The 15,589-nt window shown below is 75.1% G+C and carries 15 protein-coding genes and 1 other RNA gene; 6 read left to right on the forward strand and 10 right to left on the reverse strand.

Annotation, left to right across the window (positions count from 1 at the left end):
- Positions 1–29: 29 nt before the first annotated feature.
- A complete protein-coding gene (locus tag ACLJT4_RS31670) occupies positions 30–1,100 on the reverse strand; it encodes a serine hydrolase domain-containing protein (RefSeq protein ID WP_411127539.1) in 1,071 nt (356 codons plus the stop codon).
- Between the two features lie 86 nt (positions 1,101–1,186).
- Positions 1,187–2,539 (reverse strand): Bcr/CflA family multidrug efflux MFS transporter, encoded by a 1,353-nt coding sequence (locus tag ACLJT4_RS31675; protein WP_411127541.1) that lies wholly within the window; start codon positions 2,537–2,539, stop codon positions 1,187–1,189.
- Between the two features lie 302 nt (positions 2,540–2,841).
- Here ACLJT4_RS31675 and ACLJT4_RS31680 point away from each other — a divergent pair, with 302 nt between their 5' ends.
- Both ACLJT4_RS31680 and ACLJT4_RS31685 read left to right on the forward strand, forming a co-directional pair.
- Positions 2,842–3,729, forward strand: a complete 888-nt coding sequence (locus tag ACLJT4_RS31680; RefSeq protein ID WP_232817306.1) for an SDR family oxidoreductase — start codon at positions 2,842–2,844, stop codon at positions 3,727–3,729.
- Between the two features lie 55 nt (positions 3,730–3,784).
- The gene (locus ACLJT4_RS31685) at positions 3,785–4,702 is read left to right on the forward strand and encodes a PhzF family phenazine biosynthesis protein (protein WP_411127543.1); all 918 of its coding nucleotides are present in this window, start codon (positions 3,785–3,787) and stop codon (positions 4,700–4,702) included.
- 28 nt (positions 4,703–4,730) lie between these two features.
- On the opposite strand, the gene ACLJT4_RS31690 is transcribed toward ACLJT4_RS31685, so the two are convergent.
- The 3 genes from ACLJT4_RS31690 to rnpB all read right to left on the reverse strand — a co-directional run bounded on the left by ACLJT4_RS31690 (position 4,731) and on the right by rnpB (position 6,816).
- Positions 4,731–5,111, reverse strand: coding sequence for a hypothetical protein (locus ACLJT4_RS31690; protein ID WP_411127545.1), 381 nt, complete (start codon positions 5,109–5,111; stop codon positions 4,731–4,733).
- Positions 5,112–5,443: 332 nt separating this feature from the next.
- Positions 5,444–5,968 (reverse strand): hypothetical protein, encoded by a 525-nt coding sequence (locus ACLJT4_RS31695; RefSeq protein ID WP_233659818.1) that lies wholly within the window; start codon positions 5,966–5,968, stop codon positions 5,444–5,446.
- Between the two features lie 446 nt (positions 5,969–6,414).
- Positions 6,415–6,816, reverse strand: an RNA gene (rnpB, locus tag ACLJT4_RS31700) — RNase P RNA component class A.
- Positions 6,817–6,893: 77 nt separating this feature from the next.
- On the opposite strand from rnpB, the gene ACLJT4_RS31705 reads away from it, so the two are divergent.
- Together ACLJT4_RS31705 and ACLJT4_RS31710 are read left to right on the forward strand one after the other, a co-directional pair.
- A complete protein-coding gene (locus ACLJT4_RS31705) occupies positions 6,894–7,700 on the forward strand; it encodes a MerR family transcriptional regulator (protein ID WP_411127547.1) in 807 nt (268 codons plus the stop codon).
- Positions 7,697–8,380, forward strand: coding sequence for a hypothetical protein (locus ACLJT4_RS31710; RefSeq protein ID WP_411127549.1), 684 nt, complete (start codon positions 7,697–7,699; stop codon positions 8,378–8,380). Before ACLJT4_RS31705 ends, ACLJT4_RS31710 begins: the two co-directional genes overlap by 4 nt.
- Here ACLJT4_RS31710 and ACLJT4_RS31715 read toward each other — a convergent pair.
- Complete coding sequence (locus ACLJT4_RS31715; protein WP_411127551.1) at positions 8,367–9,851, reverse strand: RNB domain-containing ribonuclease; 1,485 nt, start codon at positions 9,849–9,851, stop codon at positions 8,367–8,369. The two genes, ACLJT4_RS31710 and ACLJT4_RS31715, sit on opposite strands and share 14 nt — an antisense overlap.
- Before the next feature lie 136 nt (positions 9,852–9,987).
- Here ACLJT4_RS31715 and yaaA point away from each other — a divergent pair, with 136 nt between their 5' ends.
- Positions 9,988–10,785 (forward strand): peroxide stress protein YaaA, encoded by a 798-nt coding sequence (gene yaaA / locus ACLJT4_RS31720; RefSeq protein WP_411127553.1) that lies wholly within the window; start codon positions 9,988–9,990, stop codon positions 10,783–10,785.
- A gap of 91 nt (positions 10,786–10,876) precedes the next feature.
- Positions 10,877–11,542, forward strand: coding sequence for a bifunctional 4-hydroxy-2-oxoglutarate aldolase/2-dehydro-3-deoxy-phosphogluconate aldolase (gene eda / locus ACLJT4_RS31725; protein WP_411127555.1), 666 nt, complete (start codon positions 10,877–10,879; stop codon positions 11,540–11,542).
- Positions 11,543–11,598: 56 nt separating this feature from the next.
- Here the strand turns inward: eda and ACLJT4_RS31730 are convergent, their stop codons facing one another.
- The 4 genes from ACLJT4_RS31730 to ACLJT4_RS31745 all read right to left on the reverse strand — a co-directional run bounded on the left by ACLJT4_RS31730 (position 11,599) and on the right by ACLJT4_RS31745 (position 15,573).
- A complete protein-coding gene (locus ACLJT4_RS31730) occupies positions 11,599–12,792 on the reverse strand; it encodes a bifunctional RNase H/acid phosphatase (RefSeq protein WP_411127557.1) in 1,194 nt (397 codons plus the stop codon).
- Between the two features lie 3 nt (positions 12,793–12,795).
- Entirely contained in the window at positions 12,796–13,539 is a 744-nt protein-coding gene (locus ACLJT4_RS31735; RefSeq protein WP_198602956.1) for a zinc ribbon domain-containing protein, read from the reverse strand.
- On the reverse strand, positions 13,536–14,423 hold the full coding sequence (locus ACLJT4_RS31740; RefSeq protein WP_411127559.1) for a Nif3-like dinuclear metal center hexameric protein: 888 nt from the start codon (positions 14,421–14,423) through the stop codon (positions 13,536–13,538). The genes ACLJT4_RS31735 and ACLJT4_RS31740 overlap by 4 nt, the downstream gene beginning before the upstream one ends.
- A gap of 121 nt (positions 14,424–14,544) precedes the next feature.
- Positions 14,545–15,573 carry an ABC transporter substrate-binding protein gene (locus ACLJT4_RS31745; protein ID WP_411127561.1) on the reverse strand — a complete coding sequence of 343 codons (1,029 nt, stop codon included), beginning with the start codon at positions 15,571–15,573 and terminating at the stop codon, positions 14,545–14,547.
- Between the last annotated feature and the right edge of the window lie 16 nt (positions 15,574–15,589).

The following is a 15,589-nucleotide window of genomic DNA, read 5'->3' on the forward strand; positions in this document are numbered from 1 at the left end:
GACCCGGTCCGGTCAGGGCCGGAACGGGGTCAGGGCCGGCCCGGCGGATCCGCGTGGGCCACCGCGCGCGCCAGGTGGGTGGCCGCCGCGGCCCGCGGTGCGCTGCCGCCCGCCCGGCGCCGGGGGTGGACGGTGTTGGCGAGCAGCACCAGGAAGGTGTCGGTGGCCCGGTCCAGGACCAGGCTGGTGCCGGTGAACCCGGTGTGGCCGGCGGCGCCCCGGCCGGCCAGCTCGCCCATGAAGTACGGCTGGTCGACGGCGAAGCCGAGGCCGGGCGGGTCCAACAGGGCGGCGACCGAGGCCGGGTCGAGGATCCGGGCGGTGCCGTACGCGCCGCCGTTGAGCAGCGTGCGGCACAGCACGGCCAGGTCCTGGGCGGTGGAGAAGAGCCCCGCGTGGCCGGCGACGCCCCCCAGAGCCCAGGCGTTCTCGTCGTGCACCTCGCCGCGCAGCAGCCCCCGGTCGGCCTTGGCCCACGGGCGCCGCTGGTCCTCGGTGGCGGCCACGCCCTGCGGCGCCAGCGGCCCGTAGCAGGTGCTGCCCAGCCCCAGCGGCCCGGTGATGCCGGCGCGGACCAGGGCGTCCAGGGGACGTCCGGTGAGCCGTTCCAGCAGGAGCTGGAGGGCGACGGGGTTGAGGTCGGAGTAGCAGTGCGCGCCGTGCGGGCCGCCGGTGGGGGCGGCGGCCTCGGCCCACAGCAGCGCCAGTTGGTCGGCCCGGTCGGCATGCGCGTGGAAGGGCAGCTCGGGGGCGAGGCCGGAGGTGTGCCGGAGCAGGTCGCGGACGGTGACGCCGGGGGCGAACGCCGGCAGGTGGGCGGCCACCGGGGCGTCCAGGGCGAGCCGCCCGCGCTCGACCTGCTGGACGGTGACGACGGCGGTGAAGAGTTTGGTGAGGGAGGCGAGGTCGAAGACGGTGCCGACCCGCATCGGCTCCCACCGGTCGCGGGGCAGGTCCAGGCCCCGGTCGCGTTCGGGGTCGTGGGCGCGGTAGCGCACCGCCCAGCCGGCGGCCGCCTCGACGGCGACCACCGGGCCCCGGCCGGCCAGCACCACCGCGCCGGGGCACCACGGGGCCCGGCCCTCCGTCAGCGCGCGCACGCCGCTGACCAGCCGTTCCGTCCAGGCGGGGTGCAGTCCCGCCGCGGCCGGCGTGCCGGGCTTCAGTCTCGGGGCGTTCGGTGCGTTCAGAGCCCAGTCCTCTCGCCTGCGGTGCGTTCCTCCTTACGCTGCCACGGACGACACATTCCCAGGAAGCTCACGAGCGCGAGAACGGCGCACGACAGTTGGACGACGGCCATCGGTACAGCCGTCCGCTCCCCCGCGATGCCCACCAGCGGCGAGGCCACCGCGCCGAGCAGGAACGTCGAGGTGCCCAGCAGCGCGGAGGCGGAACCCGCCGCGTGCGGGGTGCGCAGCAGCGCCAGGGTGTTGGTGCTCGGCATGACCAGGCCCATCGCGGACATCAGCACGAACAGCCCGGCGGCCACCGGCACCAGCCCGACCGTGCCGAAGATCCCGGACGACAGCAGCAACAGGGCCGCACCGGCCAGCGCGACCAGCACCAGGCCGACGCCGAGCACCTTGTCCAGGCCGACCCGGCCGACCAGCACCTTGCCGTTGATCTGGCCGACGGCGACCAGCCCGACGGAGTTGAGGCCGAAGAGCAGGCTGAAGGTCTGCGGGGACGCGCCGTAGATCTCCTGGATGACGAACGGCGAGGCGGAGATGTAGGCGAAGAGCGCGGCGAAGGCGAACGCGCCGACCAGGAGGTAGCCGGAGAAGACCCGGTCGGCGACGAGGTCGCGCATGGTGCGCAGGGCCGTGCCGAGGCCGCCGGGCTGCCGGCGCTCCGGCGCCAGGGTCTCGTCCAGCCGCCACCAGACCAGCAGGGTGAGCAGCAGGCCGACCACGGTGAGCACCACGAAGACCCCGCGCCAGTCCGTGACCCGCAGGATCTGGCCGCCGATGAGCGGCGCCACCACCGGCGCCACCCCGGAGATCAGCATCAGCGTGGCGAAGAAGCGGGCCATCGCCACCCCGTCGTACAGGTCGCGCACCACCGCCCGCGCGATGACGATGCCGGCCGCGCCCGCCAGCCCCTGGAGCAGGCGGAAGGCGATGAGGACCTCGGCGTTAGTGGCGAACGCGCACAGGGCGGTGGCCAGCACGTAGACGACCATGCCGACGAGCAGCGGGCGGCGGCGGCCCCACTTGTCGCTCATCGGGCCGACGATCATCTGGCCCAGGGCCATGCCCGCGAGGCAGGTGGTGAGGGTGAGTTGGACGGTGGCGGCCGGGCTGTTCAGCGCGGCGGTGACCTGCGGCAGGGCCGGCAGGTACATGTCCATGGACAGCGGCGGGACGGCGGTCAGGCCACCGAGGACGAGGGTGACGAGCAGGCTGGTGCGGCGGGACTTCGGCGGTACGGCCGGCGCCACCGGGGCGGTGGGCGCGTCCCGCCCGGGTATCGCGGGTGTCACGGACTGTCCGGGGGTGTCGTCCCGGGTCTCGGCGGCGGGGGCCCCGGACTCTGTCATGAGCGTCTCCATGGATCAGTGATGGCGGCACCATGGTGGCACGCGGCGGTCGCCCGTCGGGGCGCGCGGACCCGGTCCTTTGGTCCTACGTCCGGCGCCGGGCCCGGACGCCCGCCGACCACGCCCAGCCCGGCGGGCCGGCCGCCAACTGCCGTCCGGCCCGGGGCTCCTGGCGGCACCGCCCAGGTGACGACCGGTTCGCGCCCGGTTCCCGCCCGGTCCGCCGCTACCCTGCCGGCATGGCATATGACGCAGAGCGGGTAGGGGCGACACCGGAGGCACCGGTGGCGCGGGCGACGCCGGTGGCACGGGCCGGGCAGGTGGGCGGCACCGCGACCGCGGCCCGGCCGACGCTGCCCGCGCCCTCCTCGCGGGGCCGGTCCCCGCGGACCGCGCCGACGCCGCAGGAGGCGCGGGAGGACGGCGCGGCCGGCCGGAGGGTGGCCCTGGTCACCGGCGCGGGTTCGGGCATCGGCCGGGCGGTCGCCCTGGCCCTGGTCGCCGACCACTGGACGGTGGTCCTGGCCGGACGGCGCCCCGACGCACTGGAGGAGACCGCCCGGCAGGTGGGGTACGCGGGCATCGAGGGCCCCGCGGTGCTGCCCGTACCGACCGACGTCACCCGCCCCGACGAGGTCGACGCCCTCTTCACCACGATCCGCGACCGGTTCGGCCGGCTGGACCTGCTCTTCAACAACGCGGGGGCCTTCGGGCCGCCGGTCCCGCTGGAGGAACTCAGCTACGCCGACTGGCGGGCGGTGGTCGACGTCAACCTCAACGGCGCCTTCCTGTGCGCGCAGGCCGCGTTCCGGACGATGCGGGCCCAGGAACCGCAGGGCGGCCGCATCATCAACAACGGCTCCATCTCCGCCCACGTGCCGCGGCCGCACTCGATCGCCTACACGGCCACCAAGCACGCCATGACGGGGCTGACCAAGTCGCTGTCCCTGGACGGTCGTCCGTACCGCATCGCGTGCGGTCAGATCGACATCGGCAACGCGGCCACCGAGATGACCGGCCGGATGCAGACCGGGATCCTCCAGGCCAACGGCCGCACCGAGGTCGAACCGGTGATGGACGCGGCGGACGTCGCCCGTACGGTCGTGCACATGGCGGCGCTCCCGCTGGAGGCCAACGTGCAGTTCGCGACGGTGATGGCGACCGCCATGCCGTACATCGGGCGGGGTTGACGCACCGCTGCGCCGCCCGGGAATAGCCGGGCGGCCGCCGGAAGTTCCCCGGTGCATGACACTCGACACCACCGCCGGGGACACCGCCCGCACGTCGGAGATCCGCACGCCGGAGATCCTCCGCTACACCGCGTTCTCCGCCGACCCCGCGGGCGGCAACCCGGCCGGCGTCGTCCTGGACGCCACCGGCCTGGACGACGCCGCGCAGCTCGCCGTCGCCGCCGAACTCGGCTACTCCGAGACCGCGTTCCTCACCGCGCCGCCCGAGGGACTGGGCGAGCCGGGCCGGGCGTTCACCATCCGCTTCTTCAGCCCGCTCGCCGAGGTCGCCTTCTGCGGCCACGCCACGGTCGCCACCGCGGTCGCCCTGGCCGAGCGACAGGGCCCCGGCGACCTGGTCTTCGCCACCCAGGCCGGCCCGGTCCCGGTCACCGTCACCCAGCAGGACGGCGCGCTGCGAGCCACCCTCACCAGCGTCGAGCCGCGCGTCGAGCCGATCTCCCCGGCCGACCTCGACGAGGCGCTGGCCGCACTGGACTGGCCGGCCGCCGACCTCGACCCGGCGCTGCCGCCGCGGATCGCCTACGCCGGCGCCCGCCACCTGGTCCTCGGCGCCGCCACCCGCGCCCGACTGGCCAAGCTCGACTACGACTTCGACCGGCTGGCCGCCCTGATGCACCGCCTGGACCTGACGACGCTCCAGCTGGTCTGGCGGGAGGGCGACAGCGTCTTCCACGTCCGCGACCCGTTCCCGGTCGGCGGCGTCGTGGAGGACCCGGCGACCGGCGCCGCGGCCGCAGCCTTCGGCGCGTACACCCGCGCCCTGGGCCTGGTCACCGCCCCGGCGACGCTCACCCTGCACCAGGGACACGACCTGGGGCGCCCCGGCCTGCTGACGGTCGACCTGCGCTCCGGCGACCCGCGCTCGCACGTCAGCGGGACCGCCACCCGGATCGCGGCGAGCGACGCCTGAAGCGGCGTGGGAGGGCGCCGGGCGCGCGTCAGCCGGCGCCCGGCGCCTCCCGGCCCGGCGCACAGACGGCACCGTGCGGCGCGCAGGACACCATGACCACACCCTGACCGGCGCCCCCGGTCGACCGGACGGTCGCACCGCCCTCCCGGTGGTCCGCCCCGAAGGTGTCGTCCCGCCACCCGAGCAGCGCCGACGCCACCACCACGATCAGCACCAGCACCGCGAAGAGCAGCAACGGCCGGGCCCGGGCCAGCCGGCGACGGATCCGCCGGGTGCGCACCCCGGCCCCGCGGTCCGCCCCACGGGTCCCCGCGGCCGTCCCGCGGCCCGCCGTCGCAGGGCGGTGCCACCCCAGCGCCCGCGCGATCCGTCTCTTCCAATACACCAGCCGGTAGTAGTGCTTCAGCACCTCGCCGCCCCCTCGTGTGACTGCCCGGCAAAGTCCCGAGGGTACTGCCCGACGACGACAGCGGCCCCGCGCCGGTCGCGCGACGGGCGTCCGGACATTCCTGACTCCTCCCGATCCTCCGGGAGCGGCGCAACGGTAGCCCGCGCCGCATCCGCCACCGTATTCCCCGAAGTGACGAGTTTGCGACGGTGGCCCGGGCGGCATCCCGCCCGCCGCACGTCCGCCCGCCCCCCGGACACCGCAAGGGCCCCGCTCCGACCCCCTGAGCAGGCGGGGGTGGAGCGGGGCCCTTGCGGCACCCGTACGACGCGGACGCCGACGGGTGACCGCCGTCAGCCCAGACCGGGCAGGCCCTGCACCGGCAGCTGGCCCGCGGCCGGCGCACCCTTCGTCGGCAGCGCGCCGGTCACCGCCTTCCCGGACAGCGCGTCCGTCAGCGCCGCGGTCGGCGCCGCGTCGGTCAGGCCCTTCCCGGCCCGCCCGTCGGCCGGCAGGCCACCGAGCAGCCCGCCGTCGGCGGTGGCCGCCTGCGCCGTCTCGCCCAGCAGCTCCCCGGCCGCACCGGAGGTCGCCCCGGCCGCCTGCGCCGCCGGCGGCGTCACCTTCGCCGCGGCCCGGCCGAGCGCCTGGGTCTCCGCGGGCACCACCTTGTTGACGACCTTGTCCTGGGCCCCGCCGGCGACCTGTGTCGCCTGCTGCGCGGCGCCGCCCACCGTGGTCCCCAGGCTGCCGGGGTCCACGTTGCTCAGCCCGCCCAGGTCGGGGGTCTTCGGTCCGTCGGCGGCGTGGGCGCCGGCGGCCGACCCCAGCGTCATCGCGGCCGCGGCCATGCCCACTGCCGTCAGAACTCGTCGCATCAAGGCTCCTCGATGAATGGAGATGTGCTTGTGTGATGAGAACGATGAGCTACGCGGCCGGACACGCCCGACCGCCGCCCACACGGCGCGGAGACCGCCCAAGGGGCGGACGCACCGCACCGCACGCCGGTCCCGACCCAACACACCAGACCGGGCGCCCGGTGGCCAGCCTTGTTCGCCGCAGCCGGGAACTCTGCGACCGAGCTTTGGCGGAGATGATCAGGTAGCCCGCTGCCTTCATCGGCGTGGTGTGGCTACGTGTCGGACCAGCTCTGTGTCGGACCAGCTCTCGGGTGCTGATGGCCGCCACAGGATCGCCACAGGACACCCTGAAACACCCGAGAGCACCTACAAACAGTAAACGGACGATTACCGCTTCAGTGTGCGGCAAAAGACCCTCTGGCCAGGCAATTCGCCTGCCCAGAGGGTCAGTGCTAGCTAGTTGACGGACGAGTCGGCCTGTACGCCGGGTTCTGTCTCCGGGCGACCTTGCGGTCGGCCGGGAGGCGGCCATCCATCTAGGGCTGCCGTTGCCGGCAGCCTCGTGCGGTCTACCCGCGGACTCGGGCGGGCAGCCCTCGATCGTCCGCGCAGGGCCATCAGCCGATGGCCCCTCTTGACCTTGCTCCGGGTGGGGTTTACCTAGCTGCCCAGGTCACCCTGGGCACTGGTGGTCTCTTACACCACCGTTTCACCCTTACCCGGGCCGTGCGGCCCGGGCGGTTTGCTTTCTGTGGCACTGTCCCGCGGGTCACCCCGGGTGGGCGTTACCCACCACCCTGCCCTGTGGAGCCCGGACGTTCCTCGGGAGGATCTTGCGATCCCCACGCGACCGCCCGGCCGGCTCGTCCGCCGTGCCGACCATGCTACCTGGCGGATTCCGGCGGCTTGACCTTGACGTTGCGACAACGTTTCTACTGGGGCCATGCGCATCGGGGAACTCGCCGGGATCGCCGGCGTCAGCACGCGGACCGTTCGCCACTACCACCACCTGGGACTCCTGCCCGAGCCGGAACGCCGGGCCAACGGGTACCGGGAGTACGGGCTGCGGGACGCGGTGGCGCTGGCCCGGGTGCGGCGGCTGACGGAGCTGGGGCTCGGGCTGGAGGAGGTTCGGGACGTGCTGGCCGACGACGCCGGCCGGGAGCTGCGGGAGGTGCTGGCGGAGCTGGACGAGGATCTGGCGCGGCAGGAGGCGGCGATCCGGGCCCGGCGGGCGCGGTTGGCGGAGGTGCTGCGGCGCAGCGAGGAGCCGGGTGGGCTGCCGCAGGAGGGCCCGGTGTCGGAGCAACTGGCCGGACTGTTCGCGGAGATGGCGCGGACGTCGGCGACGCTGCCGGGGCCGGAGCCGGCGATGGCGGTGCGGGAGCGGGAGGTGCTGGCCCTGTTGGACGCGTCGGGCGACGGTCGGGCGCAGGGGGCGATGGCGGCGGCGCTGCGGGAGATGTTCGTGGAGCCGGGGTCGATGGAGCGGGCGTACGCGGCGTACGGGCTGCTGGACGAGTTGGCGGGGGCGGCGGTGGACGATCCGCGGGTGGAAGCGGCCGCGCGGGCGCTGGTGGGGTGCATTCCGGAGGAGGTCGTGGCGGCCATCGCCGCCGGCGCCGGGCCTGTGACGGGGGCGGCGCCGGGGGCGGAGGTCTGGGCGGACCTGATGTTGGCGGAGTTGGCTCCGGCGCAGGCGGCGGCGATGCGGCTGGCGATGCGGATGATCGGGGAGGGGAAGCGGTGAACTCGGTGGGCGGGCCCCGGTTCGGGGAGCGGGTGGGGCGGCTGCTGCGGCACGAGGGGCGATGGCTGGCGAGCCTGGTGTGGTGGGTGGCGCGGCGCCGGGTGGGGGTGCCGGAGGGGGCGCGGGCCCTGCCGTACGCGGGGGCGCAGGCGGCGCTGATGTACGGGCTGACGTTCGTGTTCGTGGTGGAGACGGTCGGGGTGAGCCTGTTGCTGCGGGACCAACCGGGCCTGCACGCGGTGGCGCTGGTGGCCGACGTCTACACCGTGCTGATGGTGCTGGGGAGCCAGGCCGCGGCGGTGACCCGGCCGCATGTGCTGGGCGCGGAGGACCTGCTGGTGCGCGGCGGTGCGCGGATGGAGGTGCGGATTCCGCTGGCGTCGATCGCCTCGGTCCGCTACGACCTGCGGTCCCGGCAGGACGCCAGGAGCGGTGCGGACGGCGAACAGGGGGACGGCGGGCCGCTGGAGTTGGCGATCGCCGGGCAGACCTCGGTGACGGTGGAGCTGGCCGAGCCGGTGGTTGTGGTGTGGCTGCTGGGGCGCCGGGAGACGGTGCGCACGGTCCGCTTCCATGCGGATGACGCGCGGGGCGCGGTGGGTGCGGTGCGGGGCGCGGTGGATGCCGTGCGGGCGGCGCGGTCCGCGGCGGAGCGCGGGGAGCCGGTCACGCCGGGGTGAAGAGGACCGGTTCGCGGCCCGGTTCGGCGCCGGCCAGGCGGACCCGGATGCGGTGGCCGAGGGGCAGTGCGGGGCCGCCGGAGGTGGCTTCGACGGGGCCGATGACGGCCGGTTCGCAGAGGTGGACGGTGCCCCGGGTGGGGTCGTCGTCGTGCCGGTCGACGACCAGGGCGTCGAAGGTCTCGCCGACCCGGTCGCGCAGCAGGGCCGCCTCGACGAGGTCGACGCAGGCCCGTTCGACCTGGTTGGCGCGCTGGGTGCCGGTCTCCATCTCGTGCGGGAGGGCGGGGAGGGCGGCGCGGACCCAGCCGGGCGGGGCGTGGCCGGCCGCCGCGGCCAGGCACAGCTCGGAGGTGTAGCGGTCGACGAGCCGGCGCAGCGGCGCGGTGGCGTGCGCGTACGGGGCGGCGACCGCACCGTGCACGACGCTGCTGGTCGGCGGGGAGGTGCCGTCGAACACCGTGTAGCCGGCGCCGCGGAGCAGCGAGGTGCACTCCTGGAGGAACGCGGCGTGGCCGGCCCGGCGCGGGTCCAGGGTGCGGATCAGCGCCGCGTACGACGTGTGGTGGGGCCAGTCGACGCCGAGGGCCTGGGCGGTGAGGCGGAGCCGGGCGACCGAGCCGTCCGGGGCGGAGGGCAGGGTGCGCAGGATGCCGGTGCCGGCGGCCAGCATCAGTTCGGCCGCGGCCATGCCGGTGAGCAGGGAGATCTGGGCGTTCCAGGCGGCGGCCGGGAGTGCGGCGCGGTAGGCGAGGGTGTAGGAGCCGTCGCGTTCGACGATCTCCTGCTCGGGGACGTTGAGGGAGATCGCGCCGCGGGCCGTCTCCCGTTCCTCGCGGAGCAGCCCGATCTCGCGGAGCAGGGCGAGCGGCTCCTCGGCGGTGCCGTCGTCGAGGACCCGTTGGACGCCGGCGTAGTCGAGGCGGGCGCGGGAGCGGACCAGGGCGCGGCGGACGGTGGTGCGGGCCGGTGCGCCGTCGGCGTCGAGGTCGAAGCGCCACAGGACGGCCGGGCGGTCCTGGTCGGGCAGCAGGCTGGCGGCGCCCTCGCTGAGCACGGTGGGGTGCAGCGGGACCCGCTCGTCGGGGAAGTAGAGGGTGGCCACCCGGTGGTGCGCCTCGGCGTCGAGGGCGCCGCCCGGGGTGACGAAGGAGGCGACGTCGGCGATGGCGTAGTGGACGCGGTAGCCGCCCTGGGGGCCGCGGGCGAGGAACATCGCCTGGTCCAGGTCCTGGGCGCCGGGCGGGTCGAGGGTGAACAGGGGCAGGTCGGTGGCGTCGTCCAGGGTGTGCTCGGTGACCACCTCGCCGTCGCCGGCCGGGATGCGCGGGGCCCGGGCGGCGCTCTCCGCCTCGGCCTGCGCGGTGGGCGGGAAGTGGTCGGGGACCTCCAGCCGCACCCGCAGTTCGTGCAGGGCGGCCCGGAGGGGGGCCTCCGCTGCGTCGGTCACACGGATATGGCGACGGGGCATGAAATCGAGCGTATGTCCGCCGGGAGCGGTTGGCGCGGCGTACGGGAGTCGGGCGGGCGCCGGCCCGGGGCGGCGGGGCTTCTAAGCTTTCGACGGGGCCGCACCCCCGCCCGTACCGCCGTGAAGGAGATACACCGTGCTCGTGCTGTTGCCGCCGTCCGAGGGGAAGGCCGCGGGAGGGAGCGGGAAGCCGCTGGATCTGGAGACGCTGTCGCTGCCGGGGCTGACCGCGGCGCGGGCGGAGGTCCTGGCGGAGCTCGTCGAGCTGTGCGCGGCCGACGCGGCCAAGGCCCAGGAGGTGCTGGGCCTGAGCGAGGGCCTGAAGGGCGAGGTCGCCAAGAACGCGGGGCTGCGCACCGCGGGCGCCCGGCCGGCCGGGGAGATCTACACCGGGGTGCTCTACGACGCCCTCGGGCTGGCCTCCCTGGACGCGGCGGCGCGCGAGCGGGCCGAGCGGTCGCTGCTGGTCTTCTCGGGGCTCTGGGGCGCCGTACGGATCGGCGACCGGATCCCTTCGTACCGCTGCTCGATGGGGGTGAAGCTGCCGGGGCTGGGCGCGCTGGGGGCCTACTGGCGCGGGCCGATGGCGGAGGTGCTGCCGGCGGCCGCGGGGGACGGGCTGGTGCTGGACCTGCGGTCGGCGGCGTACGCCACGGCGTGGAAGCCCAAGGGCGAGGTGGCGGGGCGGACCGCGACGGTGCGGGTGCTCCAGTCGAAGATCGTGAACGGGGTCGAGAAGCGGTCGGTGGTCAGCCACTTCAACAAGGCGACCAAGGGGCGGCTGGTGCGGGACCTGCTGGTGGCGGGGCACGCGCCGGCGGATCCGGCGGAGCTGGTGACGGCGCTCGGCGAGCTGGGGTACGTCGTGGAGGCCGAGGCCCCGACGAAGGGCGGCAAGCCGTGGGGGTTGGACGTGATCGTCACGGAGCTGTGAGGAGGGCGGCGGGCCGTCTTCGGTACCCCTCGCACGGCGGCCGTTGCAGCATGCGCAACGGTCATTGCAGAGAATGACGGCCCGGCGCAATATGGGCGGCGTGACTGACGCTGCCCCCGCTTCCGTGCCCTCCGCCGCCCCGCCCTCCGTCCTCGACCTCGCCCCGGTCCTCCCGGTCGTGGTCCTCGACGACGCCGCGGACGCCGTACCGCTCGCCCGGGCGCTGGTGGCCGGCGGGCTGCCGGCGATCGAGGTGACCCTGCGCACGCCCGCCGCACTGGACGCGCTCCGGGCCGTCGCCGACGAGGTGCCCCAGGCGGTGGTCGGCGCCGGGACCGTGCTGGACCCGGGGCACGTCGCGGCGGCCCGGGGGGCCGGTGCGCGCTTCCTGGTGAGCCCCGGATGGTCGCCGCGGCTGCTGGGGGCGCTGCGGGACTCCGGGCTGCCGTTCCTGCCGGGCGTCTCGACGGCCTCGGAGGTGGTGACGCTGCTGGACGAGGGCGTCACCGAGATGAAGTTCTTCCCGGCGGAGGCGGCGGGCGGCACCCGTTACCTGAAGTCGCTGGCCGCCCCGCTGCCGCGGGCCCGCTTCTGCCCGACCGGCGGGATCGGCCTGGCGTCCGCCCCCTCGTACCTGGCACTGCCCAACGTCGGCTGCGTCGGCGGCACATGGATGCTGCCGGCCGACGCACTGGCCGCCAAGGACTGGGCGCGGATCGAGGCACTGGCCCGGCAGGCGGCGGCGCTGGGCCGCTGACGCCCCGCGGACCGCGACGCGACGGCGCCGGGGGCGTCGTCGCGTCGTCGCGTCGGCTAGCGCAGGTGGGACGTGTCGTTCAGCAGGCGCACGGAGGCGTTGCCGTCGGAGTAGTACGCGACCGCGGAGAGCGAGGCGGCGGAGAGCTCCATGCGGAAGAGCGACTCCGGCGGGGCGCCCAGGGCCAGGCGGACCAGGGTCTTGATCGGGGTGACGTGGGTGACCAGCAGGACGGTCTTGCCGACGTACCGGGCGATCAACTTGTCGCGGGTGACCGCGGTTCGGCGGGCGACCGCCGCGAAGGACTCGCCGCCGCCGGTGGGCGCCGCCTTGGCGGAACGGAGCCAGGCGTCCAGGTCCTCGGGGTGGCGCTCGCGGACCTCGGCGAAGGTCAGCCCCTCCCAGGCGCCGAAGTCGGTCTCGCGCAGTCCGTCCTCGATACGGACGTCGAGGCCGAGCCGGGCGGCGACGGTGCCGGCGGTCTCCTGGCAGCGGCGCAGCGGGGAGCTGACCACGGCCTGGATGGTGCCGCGGGCGGCCAGCGCGGCGGCGGCCGCCTCGGCCTGCCGGCGGCCGGCAGCGGAGAGTTCGGGGTCGGTGCCGCCGCTGCCGGAGAAGCGCTTCTGGGGCGTGAGGGCGGTCTCGCCGTGCCGGAGCAGGACGAAGGTCGCCGGGGCGCCGAGGTCCGGCGCGCCCCAGCCGACCGGCGGGGCGGCGGGTGCGGCGTCCGCCGCTTCGGCGGCCGAGTCGGCGGCCCGGGCCGCGGCGCTGCGGGCGGGAGCCGCGTCGGCCGGGGCGGCGAGCGCCGCCCGGGAGTCGCGCGGCTCCCACTGCTTGCCGTTCTTGCCGGCGTCCATCGCCTCGTTGGCGAGCCGGTCGGCGTGCTTGTTGCGGGCGCGCGGGATCCACTCGTAGGTGACGCGGCCGGGCGGGAAGACCGCGGCGGCCTCGGCGGCCAACGGCTTCATGTCCGGGTGCTTGATCTTCCAGCGGCCGGACATCTGCTCGACGACGAGCTTGGAGTCCATCCGGACGTGGACGGTGGCCTCCGGGTCGAGGTCCCGTGCGGCGCGCAGCCCGGCCAACAGGCCCTTGTACTCGGCGACGTTGTTGGTCGCCGTCCCGATGAACTCCGCGGCCTCGGCCAGTGCCTCGCCGCTCACCGGGTCGAGGACCACCGCGCCGTAGCCGGCCGGCCCCGGGTTGCCCCGGGACCCGCCGTCCGCCTCGACGAGCAGCTCGCGCGCCACGGCCTACAGCCCCGAGTCGGGCGTGCGGACCAGGATGCGGCTGCAGTTCTCGCACCGGACGACGGTGTCGGCGGCGGCGGTCCGGACGTCGTTCAGCTCGGTGATGTCCAGCTCCAGGCGGCAGCCCTCGCAGCGGCGCTGGTAGAGGCGGGCGGCGCCGATGCCGCCCTGCTTCGTGCGGATCCGGTCGTAGAGCGTGACCAGCGCCTCGGGGATGTCGGCGACGGTGAGTTCGCGCTCCTTGTTGACCGTGGCGACCTCGGCGTCGATCTCGGCGTGGGCGGCGTCCCGGCGGGCGGTGACGTCATCGACCTTGGTCTGGATGGCGTCGACCCGTTCGGTCAGCTCGCGGACCCGCTCCTGGGTGGCCTCGCGGCGCTCCATGACCTCCAGGACGACGTCCTCCAGGTCGCCCTGGCGCTTGGCCAGCGAGGTCAGTTCGCGCTGGAGGCTCTCCAGGTCCTTGGGCGAGGTCACGGCGCCGGAGTCGAGGCGCTTCTGGTCGCGGGCGGCGCGCTGGCGGACCTGGTCGACGTCCTGCTCCGCCTTGGTCTGCTCGCGGCTGGTGTCGCTCTCCTCGGTCTGCGCGGCGACGAGCAGATCGCGCTGCTGGGTGAGGTCGGCCTCCAGGGTGGCCAGTTCGGCCAGTTCGGGGAGGTTCTTGCGCCGGTGCGCGAGCTGGGTGAGCCGGACGTCGAGGTTCTGGACGTCGAGGAGGCGGATCTGGTCGGCGGGCGCGGCGTTCAGCGGGGGGCTCCTGTGGTGTGGGAATTTTCCGGGGGGCGGGTGGACTGGGTGGACGCCGCGTGGGCGGTCCAGGGGTCGGTGACCGTGCGGGAGACGTGCGTGCGCAGTCCCCAGCCGTGCCGGTCGGAGACCGCGTCGAGCTGGGCCGCGGCCTGCTCGCACCAGGGCCATTCGGTGGCCCAGTGGGCGGCGTCCAGCAGGGCCAGCGGACGGTTCCGGCCGGTGGTCTGGGTGGCCTCGGAGGCGGGGTGGTGGCGCAGGTCGGCGGTGAGGAACGCGTCCACGCCGGCCGCCCGCACGTCGTCGAAGAGGCTGTCGCCGGAGCCGCCGGAGACCGCCAGGGTGCGGATCTCGCGGTCCGGGTCGCCGGCCGCCCGGATGCCCTGCGCGGTGGCGGGCAGGTGGGCGGCGGCGTACGCGGTGAGCTCGGCCAGCGTCATCGGGTGCGGGAGTTCGCAGATCCGGCCCAGGCCGCGGCGGCCGGCCGGATCGCTCGGGTCCGGCACCAGGGGGCGCAGGATCCGCAGGTCCAGTGCGCCGGCCAGGGCGTCGGAGACGCCGGGGTCGGCGGTGTCGGCGTTGGTGTGCGCGACGTGCAGGGCGACGTCGTGCTTGATGAGGCTGTGCACCACCTTGCCCTTGAAGGTGTCGGCCGCGACCGTGGTCGTGCCGCGCAGGTAGAGCGGGTGGTGGGTGACGAGGAGGTCCGCACCGAGCCGCACGGCCTCGTCGGCGACCTCCTGGACCGGGTCGACGGCGAACAGCACCCGGTCGACCTCGGCGTCGGGGTCTCCGCAGACGGTGCCGACGGCGTCCCACCCTTCGGCCCGCTCGGGGGGCCACAGGGCGTCGAGCGCGGCGAGGACTTCAGACAGTGCGGGCACGGGGGAAGGTTACCCCTCCCCCGTGCCCGCGCGCCGGGCCGCGGTCCGCGCGGGCGCCGCGGGCCCGTGCGGGCGGCAGGGTTCCGGCCATCCGCCCGCGCCGGGCCGCGGTCCGGGCCGGCTACTTCACGAGGAAGCCGCGCAGGTCGTCCAGGACGCTGTTGGCGGCGGTGACGCCGAGGCCGAGGTACCAGGTCTCGTCGTTGACGTTCTTGGCGTGGCCGTCCTTGACCGCCGTGAGGTTCTTCCACAGCGGGTTCTGCTCAGCGGTGTCGCGCTTGGTGGACTTGGGGTCGCCGTAGACGCCGGTGAAGATCCAGTCGGCGTCGGCCTGGTTGATGTTCTCCGGGCTGACCTCGGTGGCGAGGTCGTCGACCTGCTGGTTCTTGGGACGGGGCAGGCCGACGTCCTTCAGGACGGTGCCGATGAAGGAGCGCTGGGCGTAGAGGCGGGTGAACTGCGGCATGTAGCGCAGCATCGTCACGGTCGGCTTCTTCGGGCCGATGTCCTCGCCGAGCTTCTCGGCCTTCGCCTCGTAGGCGGCCAGTTCGGTCTTGGCCTGCGCGGTCTTGTCCAGGGCGGCGGCGTTGAGCAGGTAGTTCTGCTTCCAGGTGAAGCCCGGGCGGATCGAGAAGACGGTCGGCGCGATCTTGCTGAGCTGCTGGTACTGCTTCTCGGCGCGCAGCTTGCTGCCCAGGATGAGGTCGGGCTTGAGGGCGTTGACGGCCTCCAGGTTGAGGCCGTTGATGGTGCCGACGCTCTTGGGGTGGCCGGCGTTCTTGGCGAGGTAGTCCGGGAGGGCGGCGTCGCCCTCGGTGGGCGCGTAGCCGACCGGCTTGATGCCGAGCGAGACGACGTTGTCGAGTTCGCCGACGTCGAGGACGACCACGCGCTTGGGTGCGGCCGGGATCGTGGTGGTGCCCATGGCGTGCTTGACGGTGCGCGGGAACTGGCCCGGCTTGGCGTCGGTGCCCATCTTCGCGGTCTCGTCGGCGGCCTTGCCGAAGTCCTTGCCGCCCTGGGCCACGGACTTCGAGCCGGCGCCGCGGTCGTTGCCGCCGTCCGCGCCGGACGAACCGCAGCCGGCGAGCGCGAGGGCGCCGGCGGCGGCGAGGGCTATGGCGGCGGCGCCGCGGCGGCGAAGGGGCATCAGGTCACTCCAGGTC

Source organism: Streptomyces sp. x-19 (assembly GCF_046549115.1).
Lineage (GTDB): Bacteria > Actinomycetota > Actinomycetes > Streptomycetales > Streptomycetaceae > Streptomyces > Streptomyces albulus_C.